Annotated in this window: 14 protein-coding genes; 5 read left to right on the top strand and 9 right to left on the bottom strand. The window is 71.0% G+C overall.

All coding sequences use genetic code 11. The features are described 5' to 3' along the window. Positions 1-7: 7 nt before the first annotated feature. The 3 genes from putA to CRP50_RS25445 form a co-directional block, all read right to left on the bottom strand. Positions 8-3,940, bottom strand: coding sequence for a bifunctional proline dehydrogenase/L-glutamate gamma-semialdehyde dehydrogenase PutA (gene putA, locus CRP50_RS03080; protein WP_097277496.1), 3,933 nt, complete (start codon positions 3,938-3,940; stop codon positions 8-10). A 292-nt stretch (positions 3,941-4,232) separates the two neighbouring features. Continuing rightward, positions 4,233-5,702 carry a sodium/proline symporter PutP gene (gene putP, locus CRP50_RS03075; protein WP_097277495.1) on the bottom strand — a complete coding sequence of 490 codons (1,470 nt, stop codon included), beginning with the start codon at positions 5,700-5,702 and terminating at the stop codon, positions 4,233-4,235. A gap of 97 nt (positions 5,703-5,799) precedes the next feature. Then, positions 5,800-5,967 carry a hypothetical protein gene (locus tag CRP50_RS25445; protein WP_176524997.1) on the bottom strand — a complete coding sequence of 56 codons (168 nt, stop codon included), beginning with the start codon at positions 5,965-5,967 and terminating at the stop codon, positions 5,800-5,802. A gap of 57 nt (positions 5,968-6,024) precedes the next feature. Between CRP50_RS25445 and CRP50_RS03070 the strand changes: the two genes are divergently transcribed. Then, positions 6,025-6,513: an Lrp/AsnC ligand binding domain-containing protein gene (locus CRP50_RS03070; RefSeq protein ID WP_097277494.1), complete on the top strand. Its 489-nt coding sequence runs from the start codon at positions 6,025-6,027 to the stop codon at positions 6,511-6,513. 380 nt (positions 6,514-6,893) lie between these two features. On the opposite strand, the gene CRP50_RS03065 is transcribed toward CRP50_RS03070, so the two are convergent. The 3 genes from CRP50_RS03065 to CRP50_RS03055 form a co-directional block, all read right to left on the bottom strand. Next, positions 6,894-8,333 carry a DEAD/DEAH box helicase gene (locus CRP50_RS03065; RefSeq protein ID WP_097277493.1) on the bottom strand — a complete coding sequence of 480 codons (1,440 nt, stop codon included), beginning with the start codon at positions 8,331-8,333 and terminating at the stop codon, positions 6,894-6,896. A 212-nt stretch (positions 8,334-8,545) separates the two neighbouring features. Beyond that, complete coding sequence (locus CRP50_RS03060) at positions 8,546-10,219, bottom strand: cation acetate symporter (RefSeq protein WP_097277492.1); 1,674 nt, start codon at positions 10,217-10,219, stop codon at positions 8,546-8,548. Next, positions 10,216-10,527: a DUF485 domain-containing protein gene (locus CRP50_RS03055; RefSeq protein ID WP_097277491.1), complete on the bottom strand. Its 312-nt coding sequence runs from the start codon at positions 10,525-10,527 to the stop codon at positions 10,216-10,218. Before CRP50_RS03055 ends, CRP50_RS03060 begins: the two co-directional genes overlap by 4 nt. 340 nt (positions 10,528-10,867) lie before the next feature. Between CRP50_RS03055 and hpnD the strand changes: the two genes are divergently transcribed. From hpnD to CRP50_RS03040, 3 genes are all read left to right on the top strand, one after another. Next, positions 10,868-11,758 (top strand): presqualene diphosphate synthase HpnD, encoded by an 891-nt coding sequence (gene hpnD / locus CRP50_RS03050; protein ID WP_097277490.1) that lies wholly within the window; start codon positions 10,868-10,870, stop codon positions 11,756-11,758. 169 nt (positions 11,759-11,927) lie between these two features. Next, a complete protein-coding gene (gene shc, locus CRP50_RS03045) occupies positions 11,928-13,886 on the top strand; it encodes a squalene--hopene cyclase (protein ID WP_416045196.1) in 1,959 nt (652 codons plus the stop codon). Then, positions 13,874-14,548, top strand: a complete 675-nt coding sequence (locus tag CRP50_RS03040; RefSeq protein WP_097277489.1) for a hypothetical protein — start codon at positions 13,874-13,876, stop codon at positions 14,546-14,548. Before shc ends, CRP50_RS03040 begins: the two co-directional genes overlap by 13 nt. Here CRP50_RS03040 and hpnH read toward each other — a convergent pair. Together hpnH and ispH are read right to left on the bottom strand one after the other, a co-directional pair. Beyond that, a complete protein-coding gene (gene hpnH, locus CRP50_RS03035) occupies positions 14,507-15,652 on the bottom strand; it encodes an adenosyl-hopene transferase HpnH (protein WP_097277488.1) in 1,146 nt (381 codons plus the stop codon). The two genes, CRP50_RS03040 and hpnH, sit on opposite strands and share 42 nt — an antisense overlap. Before the next feature lie 2 nt (positions 15,653-15,654). Continuing rightward, positions 15,655-16,617 carry a 4-hydroxy-3-methylbut-2-enyl diphosphate reductase gene (ispH, locus tag CRP50_RS03030; RefSeq protein WP_097277487.1) on the bottom strand — a complete coding sequence of 321 codons (963 nt, stop codon included), beginning with the start codon at positions 16,615-16,617 and terminating at the stop codon, positions 15,655-15,657. A 294-nt stretch (positions 16,618-16,911) separates the two neighbouring features. On the opposite strand from ispH, the gene CRP50_RS03025 reads away from it, so the two are divergent. After that, a complete protein-coding gene (locus tag CRP50_RS03025) occupies positions 16,912-17,907 on the top strand; it encodes a glycosyltransferase (protein WP_097277486.1) in 996 nt (331 codons plus the stop codon). A 13-nt stretch (positions 17,908-17,920) separates the two neighbouring features. On the opposite strand, the gene CRP50_RS03020 is transcribed toward CRP50_RS03025, so the two are convergent. Next, positions 17,921-19,366, bottom strand: coding sequence for a gamma-aminobutyraldehyde dehydrogenase (locus CRP50_RS03020; RefSeq protein WP_097277485.1), 1,446 nt, complete (start codon positions 19,364-19,366; stop codon positions 17,921-17,923). Positions 19,367-19,388 lie beyond the last annotated feature (22 nt).

The raw sequence follows: 19,388 nt of genomic DNA, 5'->3' as shown, positions 1-19,388 counted from the left end.
CCCTCTCTTACTCCGCCGCCTGCGGCGCGTCCTCGTTCAGCGTCAGCAGCGAGGCGTTGCCGCCCGCCGCCGTCATGTCGACGGTCAGCGTGCGCTCGGCCGCGAAGCGGTGCAGGTAGTGCGGCCCGAAGGCCTCGGCGACCAGCGGCACGATGGGTCCGCGACGGCCGGCGAGCGCCACGGCGAGGCGGCGCTGCACGTCCTCCGGCCCGGCCCAGGCAAGTACCTCCACCCGCTCGTCGGCGCATAGCGCGTCGGGGTCGGAGCCTTCCACCAGCGCCAGCACACCCTCCGGCACGCCGGCGGCGCGGAAGGCGGCCACCACCCGCTCCAGGGCGGCGGCGAGGGAGGCGTCGGGCGCCACAACCACCGGACAGCCGGCGGCCAGCGCCGCGGCGACGGGCGCCACGGCGGCGGCGAGTGTCGCGCCCGGCCCACCGGCAGCGGCGACGAGGCCGCGGCCGTGCAGTTGCAGCTCGTTGTGCTCGCCCGTCGGCCCCGGCAGGGTCATCGGCTTGGCAAACTCCGCCCGTGCCTGGGCGGCGAGCAGCCGCAGCATCTCCACCGCCGCCACCGCCTCGCCGGCGGCCTCGGCCATGGGACGGCCGGTGTCGCGGGCCACCATGCCGGCGAGCAGGGCCGCGTCGCGCATCAGGCGCTCGGCCGCGTCCTCCAGCAGCACCGCCCGCTTGGCGCCGCCCTGGCGGTCCCAGGCCAGCGCGGCGGCCCGGGCGGCGTCGAGCGCCCCGTGCAGCCCGGCATGCGAGCCCTGCACCTTGGGCAAGTCGCCCGGCAGCAGCTTGGCGGCGTTCATCTCGACCGCCCGCACGGCCTCCGGCTGGCCGTCGGCCAGCGGGGTGACGCGCGGTTCGGCGAAGCGGGCGATGTAGTGCGGCCCGCCGGCCTTGGGGCCGGTGCCCGAGACACCCTCGCCGCCGAACGGCTGCACGCCGACCACGGCGCCGATCATGTTGCGGTTGACGTAGGTATTGCCGATCCGCGACTGCGCCTGGATGGCGCGCGCCTTGCGGTCGATGCGGGTGTGGATGCCCATGGTCAGGCCGAAGCGGGTGCCGCGCACCGCCGCCACCACCTTGTCGAGGTCGGCGGCCTTGTAGCGCACCACGTGCAGCACCGGCCCGAAGACTTCGCGCTCCAGCACGCCGATGTCGGCGATCTCGTAGGCGGCGGGGGCGAAGAAGGTGCCGTCGCGGCAGCCCTCCGGCACCGCCACCCGGTGGACGAGGCGCGCCTCGCGGTCCATGCGGTCGGCATGGGCCTGCAGGCCGGCGCGCGCGTCCTCGTCGATGACGGGGCCGACGTCGGTGGACAGCAGCGACGGGTCGCCGACCGTCAGTTCGGCCATGGCGCCCTTCAGCATGGCGATCATGCCGTCGGCGACGTCCTCCTGCACGTACATCACCCGCAGCGCCGAGCAGCGCTGGCCGGCCGACCCGAAGGCGGAGACGATGGCGTCGCGGATCACCTGCTCGGGCAGCGCCGAGCTGTCGACGATCATGGCGTTCTGGCCGCCCGTCTCGGCGATGAGCGGCGCCGTGCCACCGGCCCGCTCGGCGAGCGTGCGGCTGATGATGTGGGCGACCTCCACCGAGCCGGTGAAGGCGACGCCCGCGACGCGCGGGTCCTTCACCAGCGTCGCGCCGACGGTTTCGCCGCGGCCCGGCAGCAGGGCGAGCACGTCGCCGGGCACGCCGGCCTCGTGGAACAGCGCCACGGCGGCGGCGGCGATGAGGCTGGTCTGTTCCGCCGGCTTGGCGAGCACGGCGTTGCCGGCGGCCAGCGCCGCCGTCACCTGCCCGGTGAAGATGGCGAGCGGGAAGTTCCACGGGCTGATGCAGACGAACAGGCCGCGACCGCGCATCTCGACCCGCGCCGCCTTGCCGTCCAGGCTCGGCATCTCGACCGCGTGGCCGAAGGTCTCGCGGCAGCGGCGGGCGTAGTAGCGCAGGAAGTCCACCGCCTCGCGCACCTCGGCGACGGCGTCGTTGATGGTCTTGCCGGCCTCGCGCACGCAGATGGCCATGAGGGCCGGCATGCGCTCTTCCATCAGGTCGGCCACCTTTTCGAAGCAGCGGGCGCGCTGGTCGGGGTCGGTGGCGTCCCAGGCCTGCCACGCCGCTTCGGCGCGGGCGAGCGCGTCCTGCACGTCGTCGGCCGTCGCCTCGGTGACGTGGCCGACGGTGCGGCGGCGGTCCGCCGGATCGGTGACCGGCACGCCGTTGCCGGCGCGCAGCGCGCCGCCGACGATCGGGCCGGCCTTCCAGGTGCCGCAGCCGGCTTCGTCCATTGCGTGGGCGACCGGGGCGAGGCGGGTGAAGTCCGACAGGTCGATGCCCTTGGAGTTGGGCCGCCCGTCCGGGTAGAGCCCGCGCGGCTGCGGGATGTGCGGATGGCGCTTGGGGCTGAGGCCGCTCAGGCGCTCCACCGGGTCGGCGATGATCGCCTCGATGGGCGTGCGGTCGTCCACCAGCCGGTTGACGAAGCTGGTGTTGGCGCCGTTCTCCAGCAGCCGGCGCACGAGGTAGCTCAGCAGTTCCGCATGGCCGCCGACGGGCGCGTAGATGCGGCAGGGCTTGCCGCGCTTGTTGTGGCCGACGACCTCGTCGTACAGCTCCTCGCCCATGCCGTGCAGGCGCTGGAACTCGAACTCCTTGTCGCCGCCGATCTCGAGGATGGTCGCCACCGTGTGGGCGTTGTGGGTGGCGAACTGCGGGAAGAACAGGTCGGTGCGGTCGAGCAGCTTCTTGGCGCAGGCGATGTAGCTGACGTCGGTGGTCACCTTGCGGGTCCACACCGGATAGCCTTCCAGGCCCAGTTCCTGGCTGCGCTTGATTTCCGTATCCCAGTAGGCGCCCTTCACCAGCCGCACGTTCATGCGGCGGCCGACGCGCTCCACCATGCCGGCGAGCACGTCGACGACGGCGCGGGCGCGCTTCTGGTAGGCCTGCACGGCGAGGCCGAAGCCGTTCCAGCCGGCCAGCGACGGGTCGCCGTAGACCTTCTCGATCAGCTCCAGCGACAGTTCCAGGCGCTCGGATTCCTCGGCGTCGACGCAGAAGCCGATGTCGTGGCCCTTGGCCTGGCGGGCGAGCTGCAGCAGGCGGTCGGCCAGCACGTCGAGCATCTCGGCGCGGCGGCCGGGCTCGTAGCGCGGGTGCAGGGCCGACAGCTTGACCGAGATGCCGTTGCCGGCGACGACGCCCTTGCCGCGGGCGTCCTTGCCGATGGCGTCGATGGCCATCTGGTAGGCGCGGAAGTACTTGGCGGCGTCCTCTTCGGTGCGGGCAGCCTCGCCCAGCATGTCGAAGGAGTAGCGGTAGCCCTTCTTCTCCATCTCCTTGCCGCGCTCCATCGCTTCCTCGATGGTGCGGCCGAGCACGAACTGGCGGCCCATGACGCGCATGGCCTGGCGCAGCGCCTGACGGATCACCGGCTCGCCCAGGCGCGACACCATGCGGCGCAGCGTGCCCTGCGGCGCGTCCTCCGGCAGGTCGGCGGGGCCGAGGATGCGGCCGGTCATCATCAGGCCGAGGGTGGAGGCGTTGACGAAGATGGAGCGCGACGACCCGAGGTGCTTCTCCCACTCGGTGCCGGCGATCTTGTCGTGGATGAGGCGGTCGGCGGTCTCCGGATCCGGCACGCGCAGCAGCGCCTCGGCGAGGCACATGAGCACGAGGCCCTCTTCCGTCGACAGGTCGTACTCGCTCATGAAGGCGTCGATGCCCGAACGCAGGGTGCGGTTGGCGCGCACCGCCTCGACCAGGGCATAGGCCGTGCCGCCGATGCGCTGGCGGGCGTCGGGGGCGATCTGCGCGTCGGCCAGCAGCGTCTCGACCAGGGTGTCCTCGTCGGCGCGGTAGGTGGCCTGCAGGTGATCGCGCCAGGCGGGGGCCGGCGGGGCATCGTCGCGGAAGATCATGGGCGCGGACTCCAACGGAAGCGGCGGTTGTCGAGCGGTCGCATGGCAGCCATGCGTGTCTCACCTGCGGCAAAGAGTACCCGGAACGCGGCAGACGATCTTGCTTAGTTTGGCCGTCACGGCAGCACGGCGTGCTGGTTGATGGCGGCCGGATCAGCCGAATCGTCTGCCGACGGCCGATGATGCAGACTATTCGATCATATCCAAAGAGACCGTCGGTCGAAGCGGTCCCTCAGACAGAGGTAAGGCCGCGACCGGGAGCGGAAAACCCCGGCCGCGGCCTTGGCCGTCCTCACTTGGCGCGGTCGAACTCGGCGCGGACGCGGGCGAACTCCTCCCGCACCTCCGGCGTCGCCGGACCGGCGAACAGGCTGACGCCCACCGCCGTCAGGCCGCACAGCAGGAAGCCGGGCAGGATTTCGTAGATGTCGAACAGGCCGCCCGACAGCTCCGCCCAGACCACCACCGTCACCGCACCGACGACGATGCCGGCCAGCGCGCCGTTGCGCGACAGGCGCTCCCACGTCAGCGACAGCAGGACGATGGGCCCGAAGGCCGCTCCGAACCCGGCCCAGGCGTAGGACACCAGGTCGAGCACCGAGCGCTCGGGGTCGGACGCCATCCAGATCGCCAGCAGCGCGATGCCGAGCACGGCCAGACGGCCGACCCACACCAGTTCCTTCTCGCCGGCGTCGCGGCGGAACAGCTGCTTGTAGAAGTCCTCGGTGATGGCCGACGACGACACCAGCAGCTGACTGTCTATGGTCGACATGACGGCGGCCAGGATGGCGGCCAGCAGGATGCCGGAAATCACCGGGTGGAACAGCACGTCGGACAGGATGATGAACACCTGCTCGGCGTCGCCCACGGCACCGCGCGACAGGTAGGCGACACCGACGAAGCCGGTGAAGATGGCGCCATAGAGCGACAGCACCATCCAGCCCATGCCGATGACGCGCGCCTTCGGCACGTCGGCGGCGGAGCGGATCGCCATGAAGCGCGCCAGGATGTGCGGCTGGCCGAAGTAGCCGAGGCCCCAGGCCATGAGCGAGATGATGCCGAGCGTCGTCATCTCGTGGAAGGCGTCCAGGTAGCCGGGGTCGAAGGCCGCTGCCTCGCGCGTCACCTCGCTCCAGCCGCCGACCTCGATGATGGTGACGATGGGCACGGCGATGAGCGCCAGGAACATGAGGATGCCCTGCACGAAGTCGGTCCACGACACCGCCAGGAAGCCGCCGAGGAAGGTGTAGGAGATGATGACGATGGCGCCGACCCACAGGGCCGAGGTGTAGCTCATGTCGAAGCTCGCCTCGAACAGCTTGGCACCGGCCACCATGCCCGAGCTGGTATAGAAGGTGAAGAACACCAGGATCACCAGCGCCGAGATCACCCGCAGCAGGCGCGACGTGTCGCGGAAGCGGTTCTCCAGGAAGTCGGGCAGCGTCAGGCTGTCGGCGGCGACCTCGGTGTAGATGCGCAGGCGCCCGGCCACGTACCACCAGTTCAGGAAGGCGCCGACGGTCAGGCCGACGGCGATCCAGATCTGGTTCATGCCGGCGGCGAACACCGCCCCCGGCAGGCCGAGCAGCAGCCATCCGCTCATGTCCGACGCGCCGGCCGACAGGGCCGCGACACCGGGGCCGAGGCGGCGGCCACCGAGGATGTAGTCGGACAGGTTGGACGTCATCCGGTAGGCGAAGACGCCGATGGCGAGCATGCCGACGAGATAGATGACGAACGTGACGAGGGTCGTGCTGGTCACCGGCCGCCCTCCTTGCGCGCATGCCGCAGCCACGAGGCCACGGAGATGATCACCACGAGCGGCATCGGAATGAAGAGCCACAGCCACGTGGCCGTCGTCAGTCCGGTTTCCATCGGTCTCCCTTTCGCTTGCTGTCGAAGGCGGCGGGCGCGGCGGCCCGGCGGCGCACCACCTGCGCGATGCGCATGGCAGCCATGCCCGCGCCAGTGGGCGTCAGGTTAACAAAAACATAACCGAGGATTTCGCTTTGTTCGGGGCGATGCATGGCGGATCATCCTGCTAAAGCCGCCGAAATGGGCGGATCCTTCTGAAAGACCCGCCGATGAGTAGAGAAATCGATCACATCGACCGCAAGATCCTGCGCGAGCTGCAGGCCGACGGTCGCCTGTCCAATGCCGAACTGTCGCGCCGCGTCGCCCTGTCACCGACGCCGTGCCTGGAGCGGGTGCGCCGGCTGGAGCGCGAGGGCTACATCCAGGGCTACCGCGCCCAGCTCGACCCCCACAAGCTGGGGCGGTCGGTGGTGTGCTTCATCGAGGTGGCCCTGGACAGGACGACGCCCGACGTGTTCGACCGGTTCCGCGACGCCGTGCTCGACATGCCCGAGGTAATGGAATGCCACATGATCACCGGCGGCCTCGACTACCTGCTGAAGGTGCGGCTCGCCGACATGGGCGAATACCGCCGCTTCCTGGGTGACAGCCTGGTCACCCTGCCGGGCGTGAAGGCCACCCACACCTACGTGGTGATGGAGGAGGTGAAGACCGACAACGTGATCCCGGTGGAGGACGCCATGCCGGGGCGGCGGTGAGGGGGGTTTTGCGGCGCGGCTCAGGCCCTCGCGGTTGAGAAAGCCCATGGTTTGGGCATGGCCGGCCGTCCACGCCCCCTGACGGCGGTTGTGAAGGACGCAGCCCGACGGCTGCCGGATGTGCAGCCGTGGATGGCCGGGTCAAGCCCGGCCATGACATTTTCTATTTTATCACAAGTAGTTATGTCATGGCCGGCCTCCGAGCCGGCCATCCACGGCTCCCCTGGCGGCGGCCATGGAAGACGCAGCCCAGCGGTCGCCGTAAGTGCCGTCGTGGATGGCGGCGCCCCCCACCACGCCACACGGCCCGGCAAACGAAAACGGGGCGCCTCTCGCGAGGCGCCCCGTCGTCTTGGTCAGGCTGAAGGGCCCGAGGCGGCTTACGCCGCGCTCATGCCGCCGCCGCGGCGCTGGCCGCCGCCGCCGCCGCCGAACTTGCGGCCCTTGCCACCCTGCTTGGCGCCATGGGGCGCCGGGCGGCGGTCGTGGCGGTCGGCGCGCTGCTCGTTGGCAGCGGCGTGCGGCGCGCGACCGGCACCGCCCTGCGGACGCTGGCCCTGACCACCCGGACGCTGACCCTGGGCACCCTGCGGGCGCTGGCCCTGGCCGCCCTGCGGACGACCCTGACCCTGCTGCTGGCGGGCCGGCGGCTTGGGCGGACGGGTGCGCAGCGCCGCCACTTCGGGGGCGTGCCACTCGTGCGTCTCGTCGGCTTCCACCGGCTGGCGGATGGCGCGCTCGATGTCGCGCAGGTAGAACAGCTCGTCGGTGTCGCAGAACGAGAAGGCCATGCCCTCGGCGCCGGCGCGCGCGGTACGGCCGATGCGGTGGACGTAGCTTTCCGGCTCGTTCGGCAGCTCGTAGTTGATGACGTGCGTCAGGCCGTCGATGTCGATGCCGCGGGCGGCGATGTCGGTCGCCACCAGCGCCTTCACACGGCCGTTCTTGAAGTCCTTCAGCGCCGCCTGGCGGGCGTTCTGCGACTTGTTGCCGTGGATGGCGGCGGCGTTGACGCCGTCCAGCTCCAGCTGGCGGACCAGGCGGTCGGCGCCGTGCTTGGTGCGGGTGAAGACCAGCACGCGCTCGATGCCGTGGGTATCCATCAGGTGCGTCAGCAGCGGGCGCTTGTCGTCGCGGCGGACGAACATGACGCGCTGCTCGATGCGCTCGGCGGTGGTCGCCGGCGGGGTGACTTCCACCTTCACCGGGTCACGCAGCAGGCCGTCGGCCAGCTCGCGCACGCCGCTCGGCATGGTGGCCGAGAACAGCAGAGTCGACCGATCGGTCGGGAGGCGTTCGACCACCTTCCGCACATCGCGCACGAAGCCCATGTCGAGCATGCGGTCGGCTTCGTCGAGGATGAAGCATTCCACCGAGTCGAAGCGCACGTAGCCCTGGTTCATCAGGTCGATCAGGCGGCCCGGGGTGGCGACCAGAAGGTCGACGCCGCCGGCCAGCGCGCGGATCTGCGGGTTCATGCCGACGCCGCCGAAGATGCAGGCGGCGCGGAACTTCATGTAGCGGCCGTAGGCCTTGAGGCTGTCGTTGATCTGCACCGCCAGCTCGCGCGTCGGCGTCAGGATCAGCGCGCGGCAGCCCTTGGGGCCGGCGCGACGGTTGCTGGCGGCGAGGCGCTGCAGCAGGGGCAGGGAGAAGGCCGCCGTCTTGCCGGTGCCGGTCTGGGCGATGCCCAGGACGTCGCGGCCCTGCAGGAGGAGCGGAATGGCCTGGGCCTGGATCGGAGTCGGCGTTTCATAGCCGTCGTCGGCGAGCGCCTTCAGCAGGGGCTCGGCGAGGCCCAGGTCGGTAAACTTCGTCATATGTGAGAGAGTCTTTCGAAAGATGGGGCGGCGCGCCGCACCAGGAGGGTGCGCACGGGAGCCGGCCGCGTTTGGGCGACCGTCTCGACCTGTGTCGATGCAGCCGCGAAGGCCCCCATTTAGTCCGCCGGGGCCAGAATGTCAAAGGGTAAAGGAAAACGCCCCGGCGGAAAGCTCTCCGCCGGGGCGTCCCCGCAGTCACGAAAACCGGATCAGTGCGACGAGGCGGACTCGGCGCCGAGGCCGGTCTGGCTGCGCACGTACTGCGCCGGGAAGCGGCCCTTTTCCTCTTCCGCCCGCTTGCTGCGGTCGGTGACGGAGAAGAACCAGATGGCGAAGAAGGCCGTCGGGATCGAGAAGATCGCCGGGTGCTCGTAGGGGAACACGGCGGTCTGGAAGCCGAGGATCTTCACCCAGATGGTCGGACCGAGGACCACCAGCGTCAGCGCCGTCGCCAGGCCGATGAAGCCGCCGATCAGCGCGCCGCGGGTGGTGGTGCCCTTCCACATCATGGACAGGATCAGCACCGGGAAGTTGGCGCTGCCGGCGATGGCGAAGGCCAGGCCCACCATGAAGGCGATGTTCTGGTTCTCGAAGGCGATGCCGAGGCCGACCGCCAGCACGCCCATGGCGAGCGTGGCGATCTTGGACACGCGCATTTCGGTGCGCTCGTCCGCCTGGCCCTTCTTGAACACCGAGGCATAGAGGTCGTGCGACACCGCCGAGGCTCCGGCGAGGGCGAGGCCCGCCACCACCGCGAGGATGGTCGCGAAGGCCACCGCCGAGATGAAGCCGAGGAACAGGTCGCCGCCCACCGCCTTGGCGAGGTGCATGACCGCCATGTTGCTGCCGCCGAGCAGCTTGCCGTCGGCGCCGAGGAACTCGGGGTTCTTCGACACGATGACGATGGCGGCGAGGCCGAGGACGCCGACCACCATGAAGAAATAGCCGATGAAGCCGGTGGCGTAGACCACGGACTTGCGGGCTTCCTTGGCGTCGGAGACGGTGAAGAAGCGCATCAGGATGTGCGGCAGACCGGCCGTGCCGAACATCAGCGCCATGCCGAGCGACACCGCCGACACCGGGTCGGCGAGGAAGCTGCCCGGGCCCATGAGGGCCTGGCCGAGCTTGTGCATCTCGACCGCCTGTTGGGCCATGGTGTTGAGGTTGAAGCCGAACTGCGACAGCGCCATCAGCGCCATGAACGAGCCGGCCGACAGCAGCATCACGGCCTTGATGATCTGCACCCAGGTGGTGGCGATCATGCCGCCGAAGGTGACGTAGGCGATCATCAGCACGCCGACCAGCGCCACCGCCCACTCGTACTCCAGGCCGAACAGCAGCTGGATGAGCTTGCCGGCGCCGACCATCTGGGCGATCAGGTAGAGCGCCACGACGGACAGCGACCCGCAGGCCGACAGGGTGCGGATCTCGGTGCGGCCGAGGCGATAGGCGGTGATGTCGGCGAAGGTGAACTTGCCGAGGTTGCGCAGGCGCTCCGCCATCAGGAACAGGATGATCGGCCAGCCGACCAGGAAGCTGATGGAATAGACGAAGCCGTCGTAGCCGACGGTGAACACCATGCCGGTCAGGCCGAGCAGGGTCGCGGCCGACATGTAGTCGCCGGCGATGGCCAGGCCGTTCTGGAAGCCGGTGATGCCGCCGCCGGCGGTGTAGAAGTCCTTGGCGCTCTTCGTGCGGCGGGCGGCCCAGTAGGTGATGCCGAGCGTCACCGCGACGAAGATCAGGAACATGACGATGGCCGTCGGATTGACGGCCTGCTTCTCGACCTCGCCGCCGATGGCGCCGGCGGCCCACGCCGGCATCGCGGAAGCGAGGAACAGGGCGCCCGCCGCGGCGGCGGACGCGAAAGTGCGGGCGGTCATCGGTTCAGCTCCTCGAGCACTTCGCGGTTCAGCCGCTCGAACTCGCCGTTGGCGCGGGTGACGTAGGCCCAGGTCAGCAGGAACGACAGCACGATGATCCCGGCCCCGACGGGAATACCGACCGTCAGGGTCCAGCCTTCGCCGAGCGGCACGGCCAGCACCTGCGGATTGAAGGCGACCACCAGAATGTAGCCGTAGAACACGGCCAGGATGATCGCAGAGAGCGTCCAGGCGAACCGGCTGCGCTTGGCGACCAGTTCCTGGAACCGCGGATTCGCAAGGATCCGCTCGACAGACTCCTGTCCCATTTCTTGTTTTCCCCTCTCTCTAGACGGTGCGCCGCAAAATGGGATGTTGCAGCGCGGCATCTCATAGAGGGGAATGGGCGCAACATCCACAAAAAAACGCCGCATTCTGCGGACAGGATGTTGCAAAATAAGGGCTTTGAGAGCGATTCAAAACCAAACGCAAGTTTGGTTGAACTGCACCGCGGAAAGGAAGCGGCATTCTTGCGGCAGGTGCAGTACCATGAACCCGAATTGCGGGTGCGGTGTTCACTCCTTGGGACAGTGTGGAGAAGGCGATGCGGAGGGATCGACGCACGACGGTTCCGGCGCCCGGCAGCGGCAATCCCGCGGAGCGCGGCGCATGACGCCGCCGCCGCCCCTGCCCGCCACCGTGGCCGCCGCCCCCGACGCCGACTTCGGCGCGTCCACTCCCCCGCAGGCCGCCGCCGCGCGATCGAGCTTCTACTGGGGCATGAAGGTGCTGCCGCGGCCGCGGCGCGAGGCCATCTTCGCCGTCTACGCCTTCTGCCGCGAGGTCGACGACATCGCCGACGAGCCCGGCCGTTCGCGCGACGAGAAGCTGGCCGGCCTGGCCGAATGGCGCCGCCGCGTCGACGCCCTCTACGGCGGCCCGCCCGCCGCCCCCTATGCCCTGGAGCCCGCCCTGCGCGACGCCGTCGACCGCTTCGGCATGGCGCGGGAGGACTTCCTGGCGGTCATCGAGGGCATGGAGATGGATGCCCTGGGGCCGGTCCGCGCCCCCGACCTCGCCACCCTCGATCATTACTGCGACTGCGTCGCCGCCGCCGTCGGCCGGCTGGCGGTGCGCGCCTTCGGCTGCCCCGACGCCCCCGGCCGCGACCTGGCCGACCGCCTGGGCCGCGCCCTGCAGCTGACCAACATCCTGCGCGACCTGGGCGAGGACGCCGCCGACGGCCGCCTCTACCTGCCGCGCGAGACGCTGGTGCGCCACGGCATCACCGCCGAGGACCCGCAGGCGGTGCTGCGTCACCCCGCGCTGCCCGCCGTCTGCCGCGAGATCGCCGCCACCGCCGAAGCCCACTTCGCCGCCGCCGAGGCCGCCGCCGCCCGCTGCCCGCGCGCCACCGTCCGGCCGGCGCGCATCATGGCCGCCGTCTATCGCGGCACCCTCGACCGCCTGCGGGCGGAGGACTGGCGCGACCCGTCCCGCCGCGTACGCCTGTCGCGCGCCCGCAAGCTGTGGCTCGTGCTGCGCCACGGGGTGCTGTGACCATGCCGCGCCTGCCTCCGCCCCTCGCCCACTCCCTCCCGCCGCCGCCGCGCGGCTCGCGGCCGTGGCGGCGGCGATCGCGCCCGCCGGGCCCCATCCCCTCCGCCGCTCGACCAACCGGCGCCCGCGCCGCGACGCCATAAGAAGACTGAAGAAGAAGAGGGATTGGATGATGCATCCGCAGACCCTGCACCGGTCCACCTCGGACGCCGGCGTGACCCACGCCGCGCGGCTGTCCGCCGCCGAGGCGGCCGAGGCGTTGCTCGCCCGGCAGAAGCCCGACGGGCACTGGATCTTCGAGCTCGAGGCCGACTGCACCATTCCCGCCGAATACCTGCTGCTGCGCCACTACCTGGGCGAGGACGTCGACCCGGGGGTCGAAGCGCGCATGGCCGATTACCTGCGGGCCGGGCGCACCGCCGACGGCGGCTGGCCGCTGTTCCACGGCGGCGCCATGGACCTGTCGGCCAGCGTGAAGGGCTACTTCGCCCTGAAGGCCTGCGGCGATTCTCCCGACGCGCCGCACATGCGCGAGGCCTGCGCCGCCATCCACCGCGCCGGCGGGGCGGAGCGCGCCAACGTCTTCACCCGCATCCTGCTCGCCCTGTTCGGGCAGGTGCCGTGGAAGGCGGTGCCGACCATGCCGGTGGAGATCATGACCCTGCCCAAGTGGTCGCCCTTCCACCTGGACCGCGTCAGCTACTGGTCGCGCACCGTCATCGTGCCGCTGCTGGTCCTCATGGCGCTGAAGCCGCAGGCCCGCAATCCGCGCGGCATCGCCGTGGCGGAGCTGTTCCGCACGCCCCCGGACCGCGTCGCCGACTGGCACCACCACCCGGAGCAGGCGGCCTGGACGCGCTTCTTCAAGCTGCTCGACGCCGCCGTGCGCCGCGCCGAGCCCCTGCTGCCCGCCGACAACCGCCGCCGCGCCATCGCCAAGGCGGTGGGCTGGGTGGAGGAACGGCTCAATGGCGAGGACGGGCTCGGCGGCATCTATCCGGCCATGGCCAATGCCGTGATGATGTACGACGCCCTCGGCTATGCCCGCGAGCACCCGAGCTTCCTGATCGCCCGCCGCTCCATCGAGAAGCTGGTGGTGGACCGGCCGGGCGCCACCTACGTGCAGCCCTGCCTGTCGCCGGTGTGGGATACGGCGCTGACCGTCCACGCCCTGCTGGAGACCAACACGCCGGCCGCCCGCGACGCCGCCCTGCGTGGCCTCGACTGGCTGAAAGACCGCCAGATCCTCGACGTGGTGGGCGACTGGGCGGTCAAGCGGCCGAAGGCGAAGCCCGGCGGCTGGGCCTTCCAGTACGAGAACCCGCACTACCCCGACGTCGACGACACCGCCGTCGTGGTCATGGCCATGCACCGCGCCGATCCCATCCGCTACGCCGGCAGCATCGAGCGGGCAGTGCACTGGATCCGCGGCATGCAGAGCGACAACGGCGGCTGGGGCGCCTTCGACGCCGACAACACCGCCCACTACCTCAACTACATCCCCTTCGCCGACCATGGCGCGCTGCTCGACCCGCCGACCGCCGACGTCTCGGCGCGCTGTGTCGGCATGCTGGCGCAGCTCGGCACCGGCGCCGGCGATCCGGTGCTGACCGGCGGCCTGCGCTACCTGACCAAGGAGCAGGAGCCGGACGGCTCGTGGTTCGGCCGCTGGGGCACCAACTACATTTACGGCACCTGGTCGGTGCTGATGGCCTACAACGCCCTCGGCCGCCGCGCCGACGATCCCGCCGTGGCGCGCGCCGCCCAGTGGCTGAAGAACCGCCAGAACGCCGATGGCGGCTGGGGCGAGAGCGGCGCCAGCTATTGGCGGGAGCACCGCGATGCCCGCTGCGCCTTCTCCACCGCCAGCCAGACGGCCTGGGCGCTGCTCGGACTCATGGCGGCGGGCCAGGTGGACGATCCGGCGGTGGCGCGCGGCGTCGCCTACCTGACCGAAGCGCAGGGCAAGGACGGCCTGTGGCCGGAGGATCCCTATACGGCCGTCGGCTTCCCGCGCGTGTTCTACTTGCGCTACCACGGCTATGCGTCGTTCTTCCCGCTCATGGCGCTGGCGCGCTACCGGGCGCTCAAGGAGGGCAATGCGGGGGTGTCGCCTTGGGGGCTGTAGAAGGGATCGGAGTCGTCACCGGCCTGCAGTCGGAGGCCGCCATCGTCCGCCGCCTCGGCCACCGGGTCGCCTGCTCGGGTGCCAACCTGGGGCGGGCGGAGGATCTGGCCGAGGAACTGATCGAGGAACAGGGCGTCATCGCCCTGGTCAGCTTCGGGCTGGCCGGCGGGCTCGCGCCCGGCATGGCGCCGGGCACCCTGCTGGTGCCCTCGGCGGTGATGGGCGAGGACGACGGGTTCGCCCTGCCCACCGACGCCCTGTGGCGCACCAACCTGCTGCGCGCCCTGCCCGACGCCCTGACAGGCGCCATCCTCGGCCTCGACCGGGTGGTGCCCGGCGTGGCGGAGAAGCGTGACCTGTTCGAGCAGACGGCCGCCGTCGCGGTGGATACGGAAAGCCTGGGCGTGGCGGAAGCCGCAGCGCGGCGCGGCCTGCCCTTCGTCGCCTTGCGCGCCGTATGCGACCCGTGGGACATGAGCCTGCCGCAGGCCGCCCTGGTGGGCGTCACGCCGACCGGCCACGTCGCTGTCGGCCGGGTGCTGGCGGCGGTGCTGCGGCACCCGGCGGAGGCGGCGGGCCTCGCCCGCACCGCCCGCGCCAGCCGCATCGCCCATGCCGCCCTATTCCGCGGCGCTGCGGCCCTCGCCGCCACCCTGCCGTAGACGCTCCATGGCGTCCTCGACGTGGGTGGAGAACACGTAGTCCGCCGGCCGCTGGCGGTCGAGCGGGATGTCCGGCGCGAAGGCGCCCTCCAGGTCCGGCCCCTTGCGGCTGACCGCCCAGGCCTTCAGCGGATGGGCGGCGGCGTCCATCACCGCCGTCGCCTCGAAGCCCGAATGGACCATGCAGTCGGCGCACTTCTCGTAGTTGCCGACGCCGTAGGCGTCCCAGTCGGTCTCCTCCATCAGCTCCTTGAACGACCGGGCATAGCCCTCGCCGAGCAGGTAGCACGGCCGCTGCCAGCCGAACACGTTGCGCGTCGGGTTGCCCCAGGGGGTGCAGCGGTAGGTCTGGTTGCCGGCCAGGAAATCGAGGAACAGCGACGACTGCGCGAACTCCCACTTGGACCCGCGCTGGCGGCCCAGGCGGAAGATGTCGCGGAACAGGGTCTTGGTGCGCGTGCGGTTGAGGAAGTGCGCCTGGTCCGGCGCCCGCTCGTAGGCGTAGCCCGGCGACACCGTGATGCCGTCGACGCCCATGGCCATGACGTCGTCGAAGAAGCGCGCCGTGCGCTCGGCCTCGGCGGTGTTGAACAGGGTGCAGTTGATGTTGACGCGGAAGCCCTTGTCCTTGGCGCGGCGGATGGCGGCCGTGGCGCGGTCATAGACACCCTTCTGGCAGACCGACTTGTCGTGGTCGTCCTGGTCGCCGTCCAGGTGGATGGACCAGGTGAAGAAGGGCGACGGCGCATAGTCGTCCATGCGCTTGTCGAGCAGCAGGGCGTTGGTGCAGAGGTAGACGTATTTCTTGCGCGCCATGATGCCGCGCACGATCTGCGGCATCTCCTTGTGCAGCAGCGGCTCGCCGCCGGCGATGGAGACCACGGGCGCGCCGCATTCGTCCACCGCACCCAGCGCATCCTCCACCGACAGGCGCTGGTTCAGGATGGCGTCGGGATAGTCGATCTTGCCGCAGCCGGCGCAGGCGAGGTTGCAGCGGAACAGCGGCTCCAGCATCAGCACCAGCGGGTACTTGTCGCGCCCGAGCAGGCGCTGCTTCGCCACGTAGGAGCCGACACGGGCAATCTGGCCGAGGGGTATCGCCACGTCTATCTCCCGCCCACGGGTTGCATCTGCGCCGCCGGGCGCACGTCTTCCAACTCGCGCGGCAGGCGGAAGCGCACCGTCTCCTCGACGCCGTCGAGCACCGACACCTCGATGGGCTCGATGGCCCGCAGGGCGGCGAGCACGCCGTCCACCAGCACCTCGGGCGCCGAGGCGCCAGCGGTGACGCCGACGCGAGCGCCGCCGGCGACCCACGCCGGGTCCAGCTCCGAGGCGTCGTTGATGAGGTAGGCGGCCCGCCCCATCTGCGTCGCGATCTCGCGCAGGCGGTTGGAGTTGCTGCTGTTCTTGGCACCGACCACGATCACCACGTCGGTCCGCCCGGCCAGTTCGCGCACCGCCCGCTGGCGGTTCTGGGTGGCATAGCAGATGTCCTTGGTGTCGAGCCCGGCGACCGCCGGAAAGCGCGCCCGCAGCGCCCGCACCACCACTTCGGTGTCATCCAGCGACAGGGTCGTCTGGGTGACGTAGGCCAGTTTCTCCGGGTCCGCCACCGTCAGGGCGGCGACGTCCTCCGGCGTCGAGATGACGTGCACGGTGCCGGGGATCTGGCCGACGGTGCCTTCCACTTCCGGATGGCCGGCATGGCCGATGAGCACCACCTCGCGCCCCTGCTCGGCGTAGCGGCGGCCCTCGTTGTGGACCTTGGAGACCAGCGGACAGGTGGCGTCGATGACCGGCAGGTCGCGGGACGCCGCCACCTCTTCCACCGACCGGGCGACGCCGTGGGCGGAGAAGATGGTCGGCATGCCGGCCGGAACTTCATCGAGATCCTCGACGAAGCGTACGCCCTTTGCCCGCAGCGACTCGACCACGTGCTTGTTGTGAACGATCTCGTGGCGCACATAGATGGGGGGACCGAACTTTTCCAGCGCCCGCTCGACAATGTCGATGGCGCGTTCCACGCCGGCACAGAACCCGCGGGGTTGAGCCAGTATGACCTGCATCGGCGCTCCTTCCGTCCGTCCTTCGATGGTTCCGCTCGCTTCGCCACCCGCAGGGCAACGCAGCCCGAGCGGCGGCCGTCCGTCCCGCTCCCGGCCGCGGATCCCCTCCGCCGGCACCCTGAAGACAACCCGTGGCGACCATCCGTGTTCCGCCGCGACCACCTCTCAGATGGGGGCGAAACCCGTGACCGGAAGCCCGACGATTCCGTGGCCGATACCATACCGCACTGCCGCGCCCTTGCGCAGACGGGATTTGCGCCTGCGAAACGGACACCGCGCCGGCGGAGCACCGCGATGCTGAGTCCGCTCCATGCCCTCGGCCTCGTGCTCGCCCTGTTCGCCATGGCCGCCGTGGTGGTGCAGACCATGGCCGCCCTGCTGCTCGCCCGGTTCCGCCGCCGGCCGTCGCGCGGCCTCGGCTGGGCGCCGCCGGTGACGGTGCTGCTGCCGCCGGGCGGCGGCGACCGCGGCGCGGCGCTGACGGCACTGGCGCGGCAGGATTATCCGGGACCGGTGCGGCTGGTGACGCCGGCGGGCGGCGATGCGCCGACGGCCGCGAGCGCCGGCGGGCTGGAGGTGGTGGCCGTGCCGGTGGCGGCGGCGGCCGACGGCGCCGCCCTGCTCGACGCCCTGGCGCGGCGGGCCGAAGGCGCGGTGCTGGTGGTGGCCGCTCCGGACATGGTGGTGCCGCGCGACTGGCTGAGCCGCATGGTGGCGCCGCTGCAATCGCGCTCCATCGCCCTGGTGGCCTGCGCCACCCGCTCCCGCGCCGCCGACGGCTCCCTGCCGGCGCGGCTGGCCGCCCTGACGGCCGACACGCGGCTCCTGCCGGCGACCATCATGGCCCCGCGCGCCGCGTGGCGGCGCGGCCTGGGGCGTGAGGCGATGGCCTTGCGCGCCGACGACCTCGCCAGTCTCGGCGGTTTCGCCGCCCTGCTCGCACCGGCTACGACGCCGGCCGAGGTGGTGCGCGAGCGGCTCGGCCTGCGCCCCTACCTCGCGACCACCCTGCCCGAGCGCCGCATCGACCGCGCGCCGCCGCCGCCGCTCGGTCCCGACCTGCCGTTCTGGCACGCGCTGCCGCTGGCGCTTGCGGTGACCCCGCTGCTGCCGCAGGTGGGGCTGGTGCTGACGGCGGCCGCCCTGCTCAGCCGCTGGCTGGTGGCGATTGCGGCGGGGGCGCGCGATTGGCCGCTGCTGCCCCTGCGCGACATGCTGGCGCCGCTGTCCTTCGTGCACCGGCCGGCCCGGCGGAGCGGCGCCGTGCCGCCCGCCGTACCGGCCGAGTGACCCGAAGCGACGCCTACAGCTTGACCATGACGTGGCGGACGACGGTGTAGTCCTCCAGCGCGTACATGCTCATGTCCTTGCCGTAGCCGCTGCTCTTCATGCCACCGTGGGGCATCTCGTTGCACAGCATGAAGTGGGTGTTGATCCAGGTGCAGCCGTATTGCAGGCGGGCGGCGGTCGCCATGGCGCGGCCGACGTCCTTGGTCCACACCGAGGAGGCGAGGCCGTACTCGCTGTCGTTGGCCCAGCCCACCGCCTCGTCCACGTCGGAGAAGCGGGTGACCGAGACGACCGGGCCGAAGACCTCGCGGCGGACGATCTCGTCGCTCTGCAGGGCGCCGGCGATGACCGTCGGGGCGTAGAAGTACCCGCCGCCGTCCATCTTGGCGCCGCCGGTCACCACTTCCATGTGGCTCTGCGCCTGGGCGCGTTCCACGAAGCTGGCGACGCGCGAGCGCTGGCGCTCCGAGATCAGCGGGCCGAGTTCCACCCCGGCCTCGTCCGGCCCGCCCACCTTGATGCCGGAAACGGCGGCCGACAGGTCGGCGACCAGCTTCTCGTAGACCTTGGGGCCGGCGTAGATGCGGCAGGCCGCCGTGCAGTCCTGGCCGGCGTTGTAGAAGCCGAAGGTGCGGATGCCCTCGACCACGGCGTCCAGATCGGCGTCGTCGAACACGATGACCGGCGCCTTGCCGCCCAGCTCCAGGTGGGTGCGCTTGAGCGTGCGGCTGGCCGCCTGGAGGATCTTCTGGCCCGTCGCGATGTCGCCGGTCAGCGACACCATGCGCACCTTGGGGTGTTCCACCAGCGGCGCCCCGACGCTCTCGCCGCGGCCGGTGACGACGTTGAGCACGCCGGCCGGGAACAGGTCGGCGGCCAGTTCGGCGAGGTAGAGGCTGGTGAGCGGCGTCTGTTCCGACGGCTTCAGCACCACCGTGTTGCCGGCCGCCAGCGGCGGGGCGATCTTCCACGCCGCCATCATCAGCGGGTAGTTCCACGGCGCGATGGAGCCGACGACGCCGAGCGGGTCGCGGCGGATCATGCTGGTGTGGCCCGGCAGGTACTCCTTGGCCGCCATGCCGCCCATGCAGCGGGCGGCACCGGCGAAGAAGCGGAAGCAGTCGACGATGGCCGGGATCTCGTCGTTGAGCGCCGCCGTGTAGGGCTTGCCGCAGTTGCGGCTTTCCAGGCGGGCGAGGGTCTCGGCGTTGGCCTCGATGCGGTCGGCCAGCTTGAGCAGCAGGCCGGCGCGCTCACCCGGCGTGGTGCGCGACCAGCCGTCGAAGGCACGGTCGGCGGCGGCGACGGCGGCCTCCAGCTGCTCGGCGGAGGCTTCCGGCACGGTGCAGAGAACCTCGCCCGTCGCCGGGTTCAGCACCTTTTCCTCGGCACCGGCGCCGGTCACGAAGGCGCCGTCGATGAACTGGCGGCTCGGCAGGGGGAAGGCGGGGGTGTTCATTCTGGGGATCCTCCCTTGGGGA

The sequence above is a fragment of the Caenispirillum bisanense genome (assembly GCF_900230255.1).
In the GTDB taxonomy this organism is placed as follows: Bacteria; Pseudomonadota; Alphaproteobacteria; order Rhodospirillales; family Rhodospirillaceae; genus Caenispirillum; species Caenispirillum bisanense_A.
The sequence above is the reverse complement of the archived record's forward strand: the minus strand, read 5'-3'. Positions and strand labels throughout refer to the sequence as shown.